Origin of the sequence: Klebsiella sp. D-Nf1, assembly GCF_002810515.1 — a bacterium.
Classification (GTDB): Bacteria; Pseudomonadota; Gammaproteobacteria; order Enterobacterales; family Enterobacteriaceae; genus Klebsiella; species Klebsiella variicola.
Genome location: NZ_PIOK01000005.1, coordinates 196,937 through 211,908 on the forward strand (window position 1 = coordinate 196,937; position 14,972 = coordinate 211,908).

At 60.0% G+C, this 14,972-nt stretch carries 9 protein-coding genes and 1 pseudogene; all 10 read right to left on the reverse strand.

What is annotated here, in order from left to right:
• Window positions 1–7: 7 nt before the first annotated feature.
• The 10 genes and pseudogenes from bcsD to dppB all read right to left on the reverse strand — a co-directional run bounded on the left by bcsD (window position 8) and on the right by dppB (window position 14,876).
• Window positions 8–484: a cellulose biosynthesis protein BcsD gene (gene bcsD / locus CWM54_RS19875; protein ID WP_008806909.1), complete on the reverse strand. Its 477-nt coding sequence runs from the start codon at window positions 482–484 to the stop codon at window positions 8–10.
• On the reverse strand, window positions 484–4,536 hold the full coding sequence (locus CWM54_RS19880) for a cellulose biosynthesis protein BcsC (RefSeq protein WP_100698224.1): 4,053 nt from the start codon (window positions 4,534–4,536) through the stop codon (window positions 484–486). The genes bcsD and CWM54_RS19880 overlap by 1 nt, the downstream gene beginning before the upstream one ends.
• Window positions 4,536–6,968 carry a cellulose biosynthesis cyclic di-GMP-binding regulatory protein BcsB gene (gene bcsB / locus CWM54_RS19885; RefSeq protein ID WP_100698226.1) on the reverse strand — a complete coding sequence of 811 codons (2,433 nt, stop codon included), beginning with the start codon at window positions 6,966–6,968 and terminating at the stop codon, window positions 4,536–4,538. The genes CWM54_RS19880 and bcsB overlap by 1 nt, the downstream gene beginning before the upstream one ends.
• Window positions 6,965–9,076: a UDP-forming cellulose synthase catalytic subunit gene (gene bcsA / locus CWM54_RS19890; RefSeq protein WP_100698228.1), complete on the reverse strand. Its 2,112-nt coding sequence runs from the start codon at window positions 9,074–9,076 to the stop codon at window positions 6,965–6,967. Before bcsA ends, bcsB begins: the two co-directional genes overlap by 4 nt.
• Window positions 9,077–9,095: 19 nt before the next feature.
• Window positions 9,096–9,888 (reverse strand): annotated as a pseudogene (locus CWM54_RS19895) (cellulose synthase operon protein YhjQ/BcsQ).
• Between the two features lies 1 nt (window position 9,889).
• Entirely contained in the window at window positions 9,890–10,426 is a 537-nt protein-coding gene (gene bcsO, locus CWM54_RS19900) for a cellulose biosynthesis protein BcsO (RefSeq protein WP_100698230.1), read from the reverse strand.
• 514 nt (window positions 10,427–10,940) lie between these two features.
• Window positions 10,941–11,954 carry a dipeptide ABC transporter ATP-binding subunit DppF gene (gene dppF / locus CWM54_RS19905; protein ID WP_061153011.1) on the reverse strand — a complete coding sequence of 338 codons (1,014 nt, stop codon included), beginning with the start codon at window positions 11,952–11,954 and terminating at the stop codon, window positions 10,941–10,943.
• Window positions 11,951–12,934, reverse strand: a complete 984-nt coding sequence (gene dppD, locus CWM54_RS19910; protein ID WP_061153010.1) for a dipeptide ABC transporter ATP-binding protein — start codon at window positions 12,932–12,934, stop codon at window positions 11,951–11,953. The genes dppF and dppD overlap by 4 nt, the downstream gene beginning before the upstream one ends.
• 10 nt (window positions 12,935–12,944) lie before the next feature.
• Window positions 12,945–13,847: a dipeptide ABC transporter permease DppC gene (dppC, locus tag CWM54_RS19915; protein ID WP_061153009.1), complete on the reverse strand. Its 903-nt coding sequence runs from the start codon at window positions 13,845–13,847 to the stop codon at window positions 12,945–12,947.
• A 9-nt stretch (window positions 13,848–13,856) separates the two neighbouring features.
• A complete protein-coding gene (gene dppB / locus CWM54_RS19920) occupies window positions 13,857–14,876 on the reverse strand; it encodes a dipeptide ABC transporter permease DppB (RefSeq protein ID WP_008806900.1) in 1,020 nt (339 codons plus the stop codon).
• Between the last annotated feature and the right edge of the window lie 96 nt (window positions 14,877–14,972).

The following is a 14,972-nucleotide window of genomic DNA, read 5'->3' on the forward strand; positions in this document are numbered from 1 at the left end:
TCACTCATTATGGATGGTAGTAAAGAAACTGAACGTCAGAGACGGAGAACACCCGCTCGCGTTGTAAAACGACGTGAGCACTGCCTCCCTGACTCTGCAGCCAGCGAGAATATAACCCCTCGAGTATGGCACAGAACGCGTTGCACCAGCGCACGCGTCCCGCGTCGTCCCGGCTGACCGGCAACGCCTGATGGCGCAGGCGCAGGCCATCCTCACCGACATCAATCGTCACCACGCCCCAGTGAAAATGGGTCAGCAGCCGGTTGATATTCGCCTCCAGCTCCCCCACCGTCTCCGACGCCGGCAGCGGATGGGTCTCCGCCAGCGAGGCGCCCATCTGACGCAGGAAGGGCTGGCTTTCCAGCTCGCCGGCATTATTTAACATACCTTCGACCATAATCACCAACAGATCGAACCATCCGGCAGGCGTCTGCTGCTGCTGGAACCAGGTCGTGACTACCGGGTTATTGTTCTCCGTCATCATCAATGATCTCCCAACATATAGCGGATATAGAGCCCGGCGGTGCTTTCGTTATAATCCCCGAAGGTGTCATAGCCAATCTGGCCCCCCAGCGTCATCTGTTTGTTAACCTTGTAGTCCGCCCCGGCGCGCAGGGTATAGCCGATGCCGCTCTTCGAGGTCGCGGAATAGTAGGCTTCCTTGGCAAACCCATTGCTCACCGCCGTCTCCAGGGTCTGCTGCCACTCCGAATTGGTCGGGAAATAGGCGCTCTTATCCTGACTGTAAGACTGGTAGCCCACCGAGCCGCCAAGCTTCATGGTCCAGTTATCATATTTCTCCGTCAGACTGACCGGCAGCGACACGCTGACATAGTTTTGCGGGCTAAAGTAGCCCCCCTGGCCATAGGTGAAGTAGCTGAGGTTCTTGGAATAATCCATATAGCTCATGCTCAACCCGGTCTGCAACTGGCGGTATTCGTCATGATAGGGCCGCAGATAGACCCCGGCATTGGCGTTAATGCTGGTGTTGCTGGCGACGTTCTGCCCCAGGTAGCTGTAACCGCCGCCGCCGACATAGAAGCCCGCGTCGCCGTCGTCATAGCTCAGCTGCAGGGTGCCGCCATTTTTCGTCACCTGCCCCCAGGTTTTACCGGAATAGGTGTCCTTCAGACCAACGTAAGAAAGCAGGCTGTCGGTCAGTGAGCGGCGTTCGCCGGTCAGGATCAGCGACAGGTAGTTGCTCAGCTTAGGCGACCATTTCACCCCACCGACAACGGTATTGAGATCCTGGCCCAGCGGCGTGCTGCCAATATCGACGCGATAATCGTCACCGCTTAACGCCAGCGCCAGCTCGACGCCGTTGGCCTTCTGCGAATCGGTTGAGCCGCTGGTCTGGTCAACGTTCGGCTTAAGGCTGGAAGAGGCCAGATAGCTGGCGACCTGTCCCGAATCATAGCTCCCGAGCTTCGCCAGGTTTTCCATCCCGCTGCTGGTGGTCGGATTGAAATCTGCCGCATTCAGGGTGCCCAGGCCGCTTAACGCCTCGGCCCCCGGATTGCTGGCAAAATAGGCCGTCCGCTCCGCCTCGGTCATCGAGGCGATCGCCGCCTGCTCGCTGGTAGCGGTACTCACCATATTGGAGACCGCGTTAGCCAGCGGGTTGGCGCCGTAGCGACGCCAGGCGTCGCCGCTGGCGGTGCCGGCGTTCAACGACACCGGGGTGACCGTAAAATCAAAGCGCGAATCGCCAAACGGCGAAGAGGACCAGGTCAGCGGCGTCCGGATCTCCGTCAGCTTGCTGGTCCCCGATTCGCCGTCGCGTCCACGCACGTCCATTCCGCCCTGCAGCCAGCTGCCGGTTTTCTCCTGCAGCGACTCCATCATGGTGTCCACCTGGCGCAGCATGCGCGTCTCGGCGGTATCGACCGGCAGATCGGGCCGCTGGATGCCCGGCAGCGAAGAACCGGGTGCGGCGGCCGACTGGGCGACCTGCCACGGCATATACTGCCCGTAGGTGGAAGCGGTCCGCGTCGGCGCCGACGTTTGCGACACGCCGATGAAGGGGTTATCCGCCGCCAGCACCCCGCCGACGGTTGGCGTTTCGCTGCTGTTGGTGCTTTGCATACCCAGCAGTTTGCCGCGGGCGCTACGCAGGTAGGTCATCGCCTGCTGATGATGGCCCTGCGCCTCTGCGACTCGCGCCAGCAGCAGTAAGCGGTCCGGGGAGTTATCCTGACGTAAGCCACCGGCCAACTGCTCGGCGCGATCGTTGTTCCCCGCCGACAGCGCCACGTCAATGGCCCCGGCGCGCGCATCCTGGTTCGGCGTATCGCGCGTCATCAGGTAGTCATAGACCACCCCGGCCTCTTTGTTCATTTTGCCGCTCTGGTACAACCGCGCCATCGCGAACATCAGATCGGTATTCTGCGGATCGCTCTGCATGGCGCGGATCAGCTTGTCATACGCCGCGGCGTAGTTGCCCTGCTCACGCAGGCGATCGGCTTCGTTAATCACATAGCCATTGCGAATACTCGCCAGCTGCGTCGGCGTACTGCTGGCCTGCAGCTGCGGATTGCTGAGCAGGTTCTGCGCCTCGCCGGTCAGTCCGGCCTGGTTCAGCACCGCAATCTGATCGGCGTAATCACCGGCGTTGCCGGACACGCCGCTGCTGATATTGTTGCGCACCAGCGAGACCGCGGTGGTCAGGTCGCCGCTCTCGGCCAGCAGCCGCGCCAGCTTGCCGGCGTCCGCCGGGGCTTTCGGCGGCGTGGAGGCCATCGCCCGCAAGGTATTGCTGGCGGCGGTGCTGTTGCCCTGCGCCAGATAGTTTTCGGCGGTCACCAGCTGCAGGTTGTAGTTCACCCGCTGGCGTAAATCGCGCATGTCGCTGGTCTGGCTGCCGCCGGGGATGCGCGCCAGCAGCGTCTGCGCCTGCTGCCAGGCACCGTTTTCGCTGGCAAACAGGGCGGCGGCATATAGTGCATTGTTGCTGGCGCCGGGGCGATAGGCCGCCGACATCAGCGAAGAGGCCTCGCTGCCGTTACCCGATTTTTGCAACAGCCGGGCCAGATCAAGGCGCAGCCAGGGATCGTCCGGATAGCGGGCGACGCCTTCGCGCAGAGTGGCAATCGCGCCGCCTGGGTTACCGCTGCTGACCTGCGCCTGGGCCTGACGGCGCACGGTATCGCCCGGCATACCGGCCACCACCCGCGGCTGCAGTTTTTGCTGCAGGCTCTGCGGGAGCGTCTGCAGCATCGCCTGCGCCTCGGCGGATTTATTCTGCTCGCGCAGCACGTAATAGAGGTTTTCCCGCGCCGCCGCGTTCTGCGGATCGTCGCTTAACAGCGAGCGCAGCGTTTGCTCCGCCTGGGGTAAATCTTTGTTATGCCGTAGCACATCGGCACGGAACAGCTTCGCCGAGGCGCCCCGCGCCCCGCTCTGCTGCGCCAGCGGCGCGGAGAGCGCCAGCGCCTGGCTAATATTGCCCTGCTTATAGGCCTGCTGAGCTTGCGCCAGCTGGCCGTAGAACAGCGCATCGGCCGCCTGCTGGCGACGAGTCGCCGAGGCGTCGCCACCGAGATCTGCCGCCCGGCTCAGATACTGCGACGCGGCCTGGTAGTCGCCGCTGCGTTGCGCGATATAGCCCATGCCCGCCAGCGCATCGGCATCCTGCGGGTTGGTCTGCAGCACCTCTTCAAATTGCTGCTTCGCGGCGGCGGTATTGCCGCTGTTCAGATTGGCGTAGCCCTGGCCACGCGCCTGACCGCTGCGCCGTTCGCGAAAGTAATTCTGGACTTCGCTATCCTGCGGATGCCGCTGCATCCAGGTATCGTAATACTGCTCATCGCCGGCCTGCGGGCCCAGCCAGAGCAGCGCCTGACGCAAGCCGCTGTCTGCCTCTTTATTGCCGCTGGCCATCGGCTCCAGCAGGGCGATCCCTTCCCGGCGGGTCTCTTCCCGCCAGGTTAAGGCTTTGCCCAGCGCCACCCGCGGGGCGTTCTCCTGCGGATGCTGGGCCACGTACTGGCGCAGTTCGCTGATGGCCTGCGGATAAAGCGATTTGTCGCTGGCCATGGTCAGGTAATATTCCGCCGCCAGCCCGGCAGGCGGCGTATTGCCATTAAACATGCTGCGCCAGGTCGCCAGCGCCCCGGGAATATTGCCGCCGCGCGCCTGCTGGCGGGCCAGGCTGAGCTGCCCCTGCGGCACCTGCGACATCTTTTTAGCGTTGTCTAAATCCTGCAGCCCAGGGCTGTCCGGCGCCGCTTTCGCCAGCCTGGCGCGCCACTGCGCCGCCGCCTGCATATCGCCACCCTGCTGCGACCAGAGCGCCATCAGATACAGCGCCTGGGTGTTATTGGCATCGACCGAAAGCACCTTCTGCAGCGACTCCATCGCCAGTTCGTCATGCGATTTCTCATGCCAGTAGTTGGCCTGGGCGAACAGCGCCTGCAGCGCCACGTCGTTACCTGCCGCCAGCACGCCACCAGAAGCGCCAAGCGCTAAGGCGCCGGTGAGGCAGAACGTCGTGAGCCGGCGGGAGGTTTTCATCGTTATTGTTATCTTTCTTTTCATTAGTTATCCCCCGAACCCAGACGCTTACGGGCGTGACGTTTAAACATCGCGGTCAGCGCCAGTCCCATTATCGAGGTGGCAATCAGCCCCAACAGGGCCAGGAAACCAGAGTGCTGGCTGGCATACCAGACGGCCATCATGTACCACGGCATCTGACCGCTGGGGAACGGGGTGCTGACCTGGAAGCTGCGCACCCCGTTATCGCTGGTGATCACCGCGGTATCGCCACGGATCCCGGCGTTGATGCGCGGCGAGTCCAGATCGGTCTTCAGTCGCGCCAGCTGGTCATCATTGCTGGCCATCGCCACCACCACCAGGCGAGTCGCGTTCCACGGCGAACGATAGCTGATGAACCCGCGCCAGGCGCTGCTGGACGAGAAGTAGCGATCGGCATCGAGGCTGGCCGAGGTCCAGTCGCCGGTCAGCCGACGTTGAACTTTTTGCCACAGGTCAGGCTCGCGGACGCTCAGCGTGTTATCCACCGGACGATAGGGTGAATCAGCCAGCAGGCTCTGGTTAAAGGCCTGCTGATCGAGAGCGGTGACCGCCAGCACATCACGTTCGCGCAGCGACTGCAGATCCGCGCCGCCGGTCGGCATCCCGAGCACAACGCGGTTATTCGCCAGCGCGGTGCCGGTCGCATTTCCGGAGCGCGCCGCCAGATTCAGCAGGGTGGCCACCTGGGTCTCAGACGGGTCCGCCGGCAGCATGAGCGTCGTTTGTGAATAGTCCGCCAGCCGCGAGAAGGGGAATGAGGCGCCAACGAAATAGGAGAGGTTTGGCAGCAGCGAGAAGTGTCGCGTTTTGCTCAAATCAATCCAGGAGTCGTCAGTGATGCGGCTCTTGATATTGTTATTCAGCAGCACCGAGCACGGAACATCATCTTTCGGCACCACATTGAAGTACATCGACAGCTGGTTATCGCCGTAGATCAGGTAAGGCGCCAGCGGGATGGTAAAGCGCTCCTGGCGCGCATCGCCCCCGAGGTGGCGCCAGACTTTCTCCAGTGGTCCCTGCTTGTTCATCGCCAGGTTATTGAGGAAGGTGCCGTTGAGCGTGACGCTCAGCAGGGACTTGTCCTCATTAATCCAGCTTTCCGACGGGAAGCGGTAGCCAACCTGCAGCGGGATCGTCTCGCCATCCCAGAGATAGAGGTCGGGCGCGGCGCGAAAGGCGATACGTAAAGGCTCATGCCAGACGCCGCTGACGGTCGGGCTTTGATCCTTACGCAGCAGTTCGCTGAGCTTGACCGGACGATCGGTGGGGATCCAGCGCGGCGCATCGTACGCTTTGCCAACCGGGATGGTCTGTGGTTCGACATCCTGCGTCGCGGTTTGCGGGGCGAAGTTGCCGCGGGTCAACCGCCAGGCGGCCATGCGCAGCGCGGTATCGTTTTTGCCGACAATCAACAGTAACTTATAGGCCGGATTGGCGGGGTTGGCGATGATGCGTAGCAGCGGTTTATCGGTTTCCGGCAGCGTCATGCCGCCCACCTGCTCGCCCGGATGGCCAATCACAATACCATGGCGTTCCGGCAGGCGATCGCGCAGGGCGCTGAAGGCGATGCCGCGATAGTCCGCCTGGATACCCAGCCATGAAGAAATCAACGCCGCGGCGCTGAAGACGTCAGCCGACGGCTTCGCCCCATAGGCGACCGCGATGTCCGCCGGCGTCATCTGCATGCTGTCAAAGAAGGGACGCGGGAAATGGCTCAGGTCGTCGCTGATGTTCAGTTGCTGGCTTTCCCAGCTGAAATGCGACGTGGGCAGCACCGTCACCCGCGACGAATCATGAATGTCACGCTGGCACTGCAGGGTATCGCCATCGTTGATCTTCACGCTCAGGTTATTGCTGGAGACCATCAGCGCGGGCGGAATATCCAGCTGGTAATGGGAGACATCCTCGCCATCGGCACCCAACGGCAGGGTGCCGAGGGGCTGACCGTTGAGCATCAGTTGCAGGGTGGCGTTGCGGCTCGCCATTTCCGGCGATACGCGGACGGCAAGGCTGAGCTGGGAATGGATCACCACCTGGTCGGAAGGCAGCGTAAAGCTAACGCCCCCCTGCCGCTGGCCGCCGCTGAGGATAATGCCATCCGGCATCCCCATTTGCGCCAGATTCAGATCGCCTCCCCAGACCGGGGCAACCGGGATGACATCGGGCGTAGCCACCTCACTCACCGGCGGGGTTATTGCGGGCATCTCTGGCACAGGGGCCGTCACCGCCGCATCGCCTGCGGTGGCGGGCGCTGCCGGGGGAGTCCCCTCTTCCGGAGAGGCCGCCGGAGGTTCGTCACCCGGCTCATTGTCCGCCGCGCCGTTGAGCTGCGGAAAACTCAGCGGGGCTGAAGCGCCGGCAGCCGGCTCTTCACTGTGCAGCGCTGGCGCAGAGAACATCCCTGCCAGCAGCGCCAGCGTCGTTAATCGCTTCATAACGTCCCATCCTCCTGCGCCGTTTTCGCCACTGGCGTCCGGTTGCGCTGGCTACGACGGGTTTTCCACGTCAGCCAGAACAGTTCGAACACGCAGCGCAAAATGGTGAAGAAAGAGCGGAACGGGTTATCCTGCGGACGCGGCGGATTAATCCAGGCATCAGCGCGGGCCAGCACCACACGCACCAGTTCACGGCGGCGCGAGAGAGGAATATCTTCATCAAACTTGAGGCGCAGGAAGCGCTCGTCAGAGGTGACCAGCTGAGCCGGGATGGAGATAGCCCCGGACTGCAGGATCAGTTCAATCTCTTCGATGTCATCCTCCAGATGACGCATATCCGGCGCGGCCACGCGGCAGCCGCCCATCGACAGGTCCGCGGTATGGCTGCGGGAAACGATACCGCTGGCGTAATGGATCACCACCGGAATATCGACATCGATACGAATCGTTTTTCGCACCTGCCGCGTCTCGCGCGCCACGGCGATAGCCGCCAGCAGGAAGATCAGGCTGTAGATCCCCCACCCGACGTTCAGGGCGATAACGTTGGGATCCGAGCCAAAGTAGTCATGGCCTATCGCCCGGACGATGCCGACGACCACCCCCAGGGCCAGCAGGCAGGCCACCACCAGATGCGGGCGCACCACGGTGAAATCGAAGTAACCGACGTCAAGCAGCCCGCCCTTATCGGTAACGTTGAATTTGCCGCGTTTGGGGAAAATCATCGTCACCAGGGTCGGCAGCACCAGGTGGAAGGCCAGCACAATATCGTAGATCTCCCCCCAGAAGCTGTAGCGATAGCGGCCGTTCATTCGCGAACCAACGTAAATAGCGAGGAACAGATGCGGCAGGGCATAGGAGACAATCAGGCTCGCTGAAGAGTAAATAATATTGAGGTTAAACAACAGATAAGCCAGCGGGGCGGTGACAAACACCACCCTCGGGAGCGCGAACTGGTAATAGAGCATGGCGCTCAGGTAGCACAAGCGCTGCTGTAAGGTCAGGCCGCGGCCAAACAGCGGGTTATCGAGGCGAAAGATCTGCGTCATCCCGCGCGCCCAGCGGGTACGCTGGATGACGTGCACCACCAGGCGTTCAGTGGCGAGACCAGCCGCCAGCGGAATATCGAGAAAGGCCGATTTCCATCCCAGCCGCTGGAACTTCAGCGCCGTATGGGCATCTTCGGTCACCGTTTCGACGGCGAAACCGCCAATCTGCGCCAGCGCCTCGCGGCGGATCACTGCGCAGGAGCCGCAGAAAAAAGTGGCGTTCCAGTTGTCGTTCCCCTGCTGAATCGGGCCATAGAACAACATCCCTTCGTTCGGGATGTTACGCCCGACGGAGAGGTTACGTTCAAACGGGTCCGGGGAATAGAAGTAGTGCGGCGTCTGCACCAGAGCCAGCATCGGATCTTTCAGGAAACCGCCGACGGTGGCCTGCAGGAAGACGCGCGTGGCGACGTGGTCGCAGTCGAAAACGCAGATAAGCTCCCCGTGGGTCAGGGTCAGCGCATGGTTAAGGTTCCCCGCTTTGGCGTGCTTGTTGTCGTTACGGGTGATATAGCCCACGCCGACGTCGGCGGCGAACACGGCAAACTCACTGCGTTTGCCGTCATCCAGAAGATAAATCTTCATTTTATCTTTTGGATAATCAATGCATTGTGCCGCCAGCACGGTATCGCGCACCACCTCCAGCGGTTCGTTATAGCTCGGAATATAGATATCGACCGTCGGCCACTTACTCATATCATCCGGCAGCGGAACAATGCCGCGCTTCAGCGGCCAGACCGTCTGCAGATAGTTAAGTAACAGCATCACCCAGATATAGACTTCCGCCAGAAAGAGTCCCATTCCAAGAATGGTTTCAATGGACGAGTTGAAGTGCAGGGTCTGCGTGAGACGAAAATACATGTAACGCGTGGACATCAGCAGCGATGTGACGACCATAATGACCGATATGCTGCGGCGCTTACTGAAGCCCATCAGAAAGAGAATACCGATACTTAGCAGACCAAAAATATACTGCTTTTGGCTGTCCATCGGCGTGATCACCACCAGCACGGCAACGGGAGACAGCACCAGCGCCAGCAACCAAAAAAGAGATTTTTTCATTCAGCAGCCCTGCAATAAGTTAAAGCCCTGACATGCGTGGCTGGCTGTGCACCGTGCCATCGCCAATATGGATACCCAACAGCGAAGATATTTTTTTAGCAATAATTTCAATATCAAAGGCCGCTGCGGAGGAGGCGTTAAAGTCAAGGACCGACTTCTGCGAGGCATTGGCCTCCACCACGCTTTCATCACGATGGATCACCCCAAGCAGTCGCTCGCCCAGTTTCTCTTCCATCAGGCTGGTGACGTCCCGGCTGACCTGGCGACGGCTATCGCTTTGGTTAATGACGAAATAGTGCCCGTGCTTATGATTCAGTGCCGCGCCGGTCAGGCGCTGTTTTTCCACGTGCACCAGCGTCGACATCGAGGCGGTATCTGCCAGCAGTGGGATCAGATGCAGGTCCGCCAGCCCCGTCAACGCCTTCAGCGCCGGTGAAGGCCCCGGCGGCATATCGGCGATGGTGATAAGCCCGGGATAGTTGAGCAGCGCCGACAGACCACGCTGGAGAAAATGGTCATTGTGGGTCAGTTGCTCATCAAACGCCTGACGCTGCGCTTCGCTCACTTCGCCGTAAGGCAGGACGAAAATATTGCTGCCGGCGCTCAGCACGCACTGGCTCCAGTCATGCAGTTCCAGCGCCTTCGCCACGTAGCCCCGCTCATCGCTCAGCGGCACGCCAAAATGCAAACGCAGGGCATTCTGGACGTCAAAATCCAGCGCCAGGACTTTGCTGCCCGTTCGCGCCAGCGAATAAGCTAAATTGGCCGCAAGGGTCGTTTTCCCCACGCCACCTTTCGGTGAACAGACGCAAATCAACGGCATGTTGCCATCCTTTCCAGAAGAGATTTCAAAGGCTGGTCTTTATTTTTCGCCACCGGCTCTGCGGTTTTTGCCGCGAACAGGTGGGCATAGTTGTCGGCGCCCGGCGCAGGCCGCGGGGCCATTCTCGGCGGCGAGGTCACCACCGGCTCAGGTACCGGCGCCGCGGCCAATGGCGCAGTCGTCATTGTTGGCGCCGGAGCGACAGATTCCGGCACAGCAGGTTCTGCGACCGGCAATGGGATCGGGGCAATAACTGGGGGGACTGGCGCAACCGGAGGTGATGCTGGCGCCGCGACCACGGGGTCGACACGCTGGAAGAGATCCGCGGGCACGGGCTGCGGCAGCGGCGCGGAGACCGACCCTCCCAGCGCCAGAGTGGAAGATTTCCCGGCGTCGGGATTCAGCTGATTAAGGATCGCCCAGTCGCCGTGTTCCCGCGTGGCGGCTTGCGAAGAAAGATCCTGAAATTTGAGGTTTTGGGTCCGCGTTTTTTCTTGAAAGCGCTGCAGATCATCATAATGGTTCATTGATAACCTCATGATTTTAAAAATTTCATATTAAGTTTGTTGTTATTTTCTTGGTATTAGAAAACATCGTGACGTTTCTTGTATGGCAGATTAATGCCAGCTTAGTCGTACCAATACAACACGATTGACAGGGATATAATAGTTTAGAATTTGATTTTCGGTGTGATTCCACGGCAGAAGTATCACTACACTAACACTTCCCTTTCAGAATGATAGCCCCATTTTTTAGGTATGCGTACATCCTCAACCTCCGCGTACCACCGCGCTTCCCGGCCGTTTTCATATAAATATATTAAACCATGAAAAAATCATGGCATTGGATAAATGAAATAATAAACCTGAACCATTTTAATTTCTCTTTAATTCTATAAAAATGGACTGAAAGGCTTATTTTTTCGGATAATCTACGAAGAATGCTCCGAGAGTATGGCAGAAATTGCAACAATGAACGGTGTTGCCAGGTTTCCTCTCAGGCAGAAGAGAAACTCCCGGTCCGGGGACCGGGAGCGCGCCATCAGGCGTGGGGTTTTTGCGGATTCTCATCCTGATCGACAGCAAAGCAGGCCACCAGTTGGCCACCGTAATCCTTAAGCTGCGGCTGGAGCTGGGTGCATGGACCAAAGCGTCGACGGCAGCGTGCGTTAAAGGCGCAACCCGGCGGCGGGTTCAGCGGGCTCGGCAGTTCGCCGGTCAGCTTGATCCGCTCGCGACGGTCGTCCGGGTTCAGACGCGGGGTCGCCGACAACAGCGCCTGGGTATACGGATGGCGCGGATTGTTGAAGATCTGGTCTTTGGTACCCTTCTCCACGCAGCGGCCGAGATACATCACCATCACTTCATCAGCGATATGCTCGACGACTGACAGGTCGTGGGAGATAAACACGTAGGACAGCCCTAAATCCTGCTGCAGATCCATCATCAGGTTCAGCACCTGAGCTCGTACCGAAACGTCCAGCGCAGAAACCGGCTCATCGGCAATCACCACGTCCGGATCCAGCATCAGCCCGCGGGCAATGGCGATACGCTGGCGCTGACCGCCGGAAAACATATGCGGGTAGCGATCGTAATGTTCGGTTTTCAGACCGACCTTCGCCATCATCGCCAACGCTTTTTCACGGCGCTGATCTTTACTCAGGCTGCTGTTAATCAGCAGCGGCTCTTCCAGAATCTGTCCCACTTTTTTACGCGGGTTCAGCGAACCGTACGGGTTCTGGAACACAATCTGTATTTTCTGCCGCCGCAGCTTCTGCGCCTGCGGGTCGTGCTTAAGCAGATCCTGACCCTGATAGTACAGCTCACCGCCGGTCGGGACCTCAATCATTGTCAGCAGACGGCCCAGCGTCGATTTACCACAGCCCGACTCCCCCACCACCGCCAGCGTTTTACCGCGTTCAAGGGTAAAGGAGACGCCGTCCAGCGCTTTCACCAGCCGTTCCGGGGCGAATATCCCCTTCTTCACCGGATAGTGTTTTTTCAGATCAATGGCCTGCAACAGCGGTTGTTGCGTGGTGGCCTTTTGCGTACTCATAATCCAGGCCTCCCGGCATCATCGAGTGGGTAGTGACATTTAGACTGACGGCCGCCATTGAGATCCGCCAGTACGGGCTCTTCGCTACGGCATTTATCCGTGGCATAGGGGCAGCGCGGGTTCAGCAGGCAGCCGACAGGACGGTCATATTTCCCCGGCACCACGCCCGGCAGCGACGCCAGACGCGCCTTATCCTGAGCGAACTCCGGCAGCGCGCGCAGCAGCGCCTGGGTGTACGGATGGCGCGGCGCGCGGAAGATATCTTTCGCATCACCGGTCTCCACCACCTGACCCGCATACATGACGATAATTTTATGCGCCGCCTCGGCCACCAGCGCCAGGTCGTGGGTGATCAGCACCAGCGCCATATTTTCCTGCTGCTGCAACTCCAGCAGCAGCTCGATGATCTGCGCCTGAATGGTCACATCCAGCGCAGTGGTAGGTTCATCGGCAATCAGCAGTTTTGGCCGACAGGCAATCGCCATCGCGATCATCACGCGCTGACTCATCCCGCCGGAAAGCTGGTGCGGGTAAACGTCGAGCCGCGACGCCGGATCGGGAATGCCCACCAGGTTCAGCAGGTCGATAGCCCGCTGGCGGCGTGTTTGCTTGTTGCCGCCCTGATGAACTTTGATCGCTTCCATAATCTGGTAGCCGACGGTATAGCACGGATTGAGGCTGGTCATCGGATCCTGGAAGATCATCGCCACTTCCGCACCCACCAGCTGACGCCGCTCTTTTTCAGAGATGCGCTGCAGGTCGCGGCCGTTGAACTCCAGTTTGTCCGCCATCACCCGGCCGGGATAGTCAATCAGACCCATAATCGCCAGCGAGCTGACGGATTTACCGGAGCCGGATTCACCGACGATGCCAACCACTTCGCCCTGCTTCACGCTATAGCTGATGCGGTCTACGGCGCGGAACGGCGCGTTCTCATCGCCGAAATGCACCGATAATTTATCTACATTCAATAACGCCATCTCGAACCTCTTACTGCTTCAGTTTGGGATCGAGCGCGTCACGCAGACCGTCACCCATCAGGTTAAATGCCAGCACCGTCAGCAGGATCGCCACACCCGGGAAGGTCACCACCCACCAGGCGCTTTGCGCGAACTGCAATACGTCGGAGAGCATGGTGCCCCACTCAGGCGTCGGCGGCTGTGCGCCCATGCCGAGGAACCCCAGCGCTGCCATGTCGAGAATGGCGTTAGAAAAGCCCAGCGACGCCTGAACGATCAGCGGCGCGAGACAGTTGGGAAGAATATTGACGAACATCTGGCGCATCGCGCCGGCGCCCGCCACGCGGGAAGCGGTCACGTAGTCGCGGTTGACCTCGACCAGCACCGCCGCACGCGTCAGACGCACATAGTGTGGGAGCGCCACGAAGGTCAGCGCCAGCGACGCGTTGACGATAGACGGCCCGAAGATAGCCACCAGCACCAGCGCCAGCAGCAGGCTCGGCAGCGCCAGCATAATATCGACGACGCGCATGATGATGGAATCCACCACTCCGCCGAAATAGCCCGCCACCAGACCGAGCACCACGCCAAGGATCAGCGACAGCACCACCACCAGACAGCCCACCAGCAGCGACAGGCGCGCGCCATACATCAGACGCGACAGAATATCGCGGCCCACGTCATCGGTGCCGAGCAGATGCGTCAGGCTACCACCGTCCTGCCAGAACGGTGGCGCCAGCAGCGAATCACGGAACTGATCCGCCGGGTTATACGGGGAGAGGAAGTTGGCGAACACCGCGATGATAATCATCACCGCCACGTATACCAGACCAACGACCGCGCCTTTGTTGCGTTTGAAATAGTGCCAGAACTCCTGCAGCGGCGTCATCGGCACCGGTGCAGCAATAGCTTTATTCTCAGTAACTTGTGACATGATGGCCCCTTACTTCTTATGCCGGATACGCGGGTTCACCACGCCATACAGCAGGTCGACCAGCAGGTTGACGAGGATAATCATCGTCGCCACCAGCAGTACCCCGCCCTGCACCACCGGGTAATCACGACGCTGCAGCGCGTCAATCAGCCAGCGGCCTAAACCAGGCCATGAGAAAATGGTTTCCGTCAGGATCGCGCCCGCCAGCAGCGTGCCCACCTGCAGGCCAATGACCGTGACCACCGGCAGCATCGCGTTGCGCAGGGCATGGACCACAATCACCCGCATCCGGGTCAGCCCTTTGGCGCGCGCGGTACGAATGTAGTCTTCGCCGAGCACTTCCAGCATCGACGAGCGGGTCATACGCACAATCACCGCCAGTGGGATAGTGCCCAATACGATAGCCGGCAGGATCATATGCATTAAGGCATCGATAAAGTCGCCCTGCTCACCCCAGATGGCGGTGTCAATCAGCATAAAGCCGGTCAGCGGCAAGGTATCGTCAAGGAACACCGTATCGCTGATACGCCCGGAGACCGGGGTCAGGTTCAGTTGCACCGAAACCAGCATAATCAGCATCATGCCCCACCAGAAGATAGGCATGGAGTAGCCAGTCAGCGCCAGACCCACGGCGGTATGGTCAAAGATGGAGCCGCGTTTTACCGCAGCCAGCACGCCCACCGGAATACCGACGGCGACGGCGAAAATCATCGCGCAAACGCCCAGTTCAAGGGTGGCTTTAAAGCGCGGGACGAACTCTTGCCACACGGGAATGCGGCTTTTCAGCGAGATGCCTAAATCACCGTGCAGTACGCCCCAAATGTAATGGGCATATTGCTGCCACAGCGGCTTATCAAGGCCCATTTCGGCCAGCAGCTGCGCGTGACGCTCGGGGGAAATACCACGTTCGCCCGCCATAATCATCACCGGATCGCCGGGGATCATATGGACGAAGGCAAAGGTGAGAAGGGTGATACCGATAAATGTCGGGATGACTAGTCCCAGACGTCGGAGAATAAACTGCAACATAACCCGGATTCTCTCTAGTGACGCCCCGCCTGGCGACAGGGCGTCTGTATTGCTCACAAAAGCATTCCCCGGAATAGCGGGAATACGCCCCCTTCC

Bases quoted from the DNA above. Each gene is read 5' to 3' on its own strand.
- CWM54_RS19880 (WP_100698224.1), bottom strand. From the start codon at position 4,536: ATGAAAAGAAAGATAACAATAACGATGAAAACCTCCCGCCGGCTCACG.
- bcsA (WP_100698228.1), bottom strand. From the start codon at position 9,076: ATGAAAAAATCTCTTTTTTGGTTGCTGGCGCTGGTGCTGTCTCCCGTT.
- dppB (WP_008806900.1), bottom strand. From the start codon at position 14,876: ATGTTGCAGTTTATTCTCCGACGTCTGGGACTAGTCATCCCGACATTT.
- dppC (WP_061153009.1), bottom strand. From the start codon at position 13,847: ATGTCACAAGTTACTGAGAATAAAGCTATTGCTGCACCGGTGCCGATG.
- dppD (WP_061153010.1), bottom strand. From the start codon at position 12,934: ATGGCGTTATTGAATGTAGATAAATTATCGGTGCATTTCGGCGATGAG.
- bcsO (WP_100698230.1), bottom strand. From the start codon at position 10,426: ATGAACCATTATGATGATCTGCAGCGCTTTCAAGAAAAAACGCGGACC.
- bcsD (WP_008806909.1), bottom strand. From the start codon at position 484: ATGATGACGGAGAACAATAACCCGGTAGTCACGACCTGGTTCCAGCAG.
- dppF (WP_061153011.1), bottom strand. From the start codon at position 11,954: ATGAGTACGCAAAAGGCCACCACGCAACAACCGCTGTTGCAGGCCATT.
- bcsB (WP_100698226.1), bottom strand. From the start codon at position 6,968: ATGAAGCGATTAACGACGCTGGCGCTGCTGGCAGGGATGTTCTCTGCG.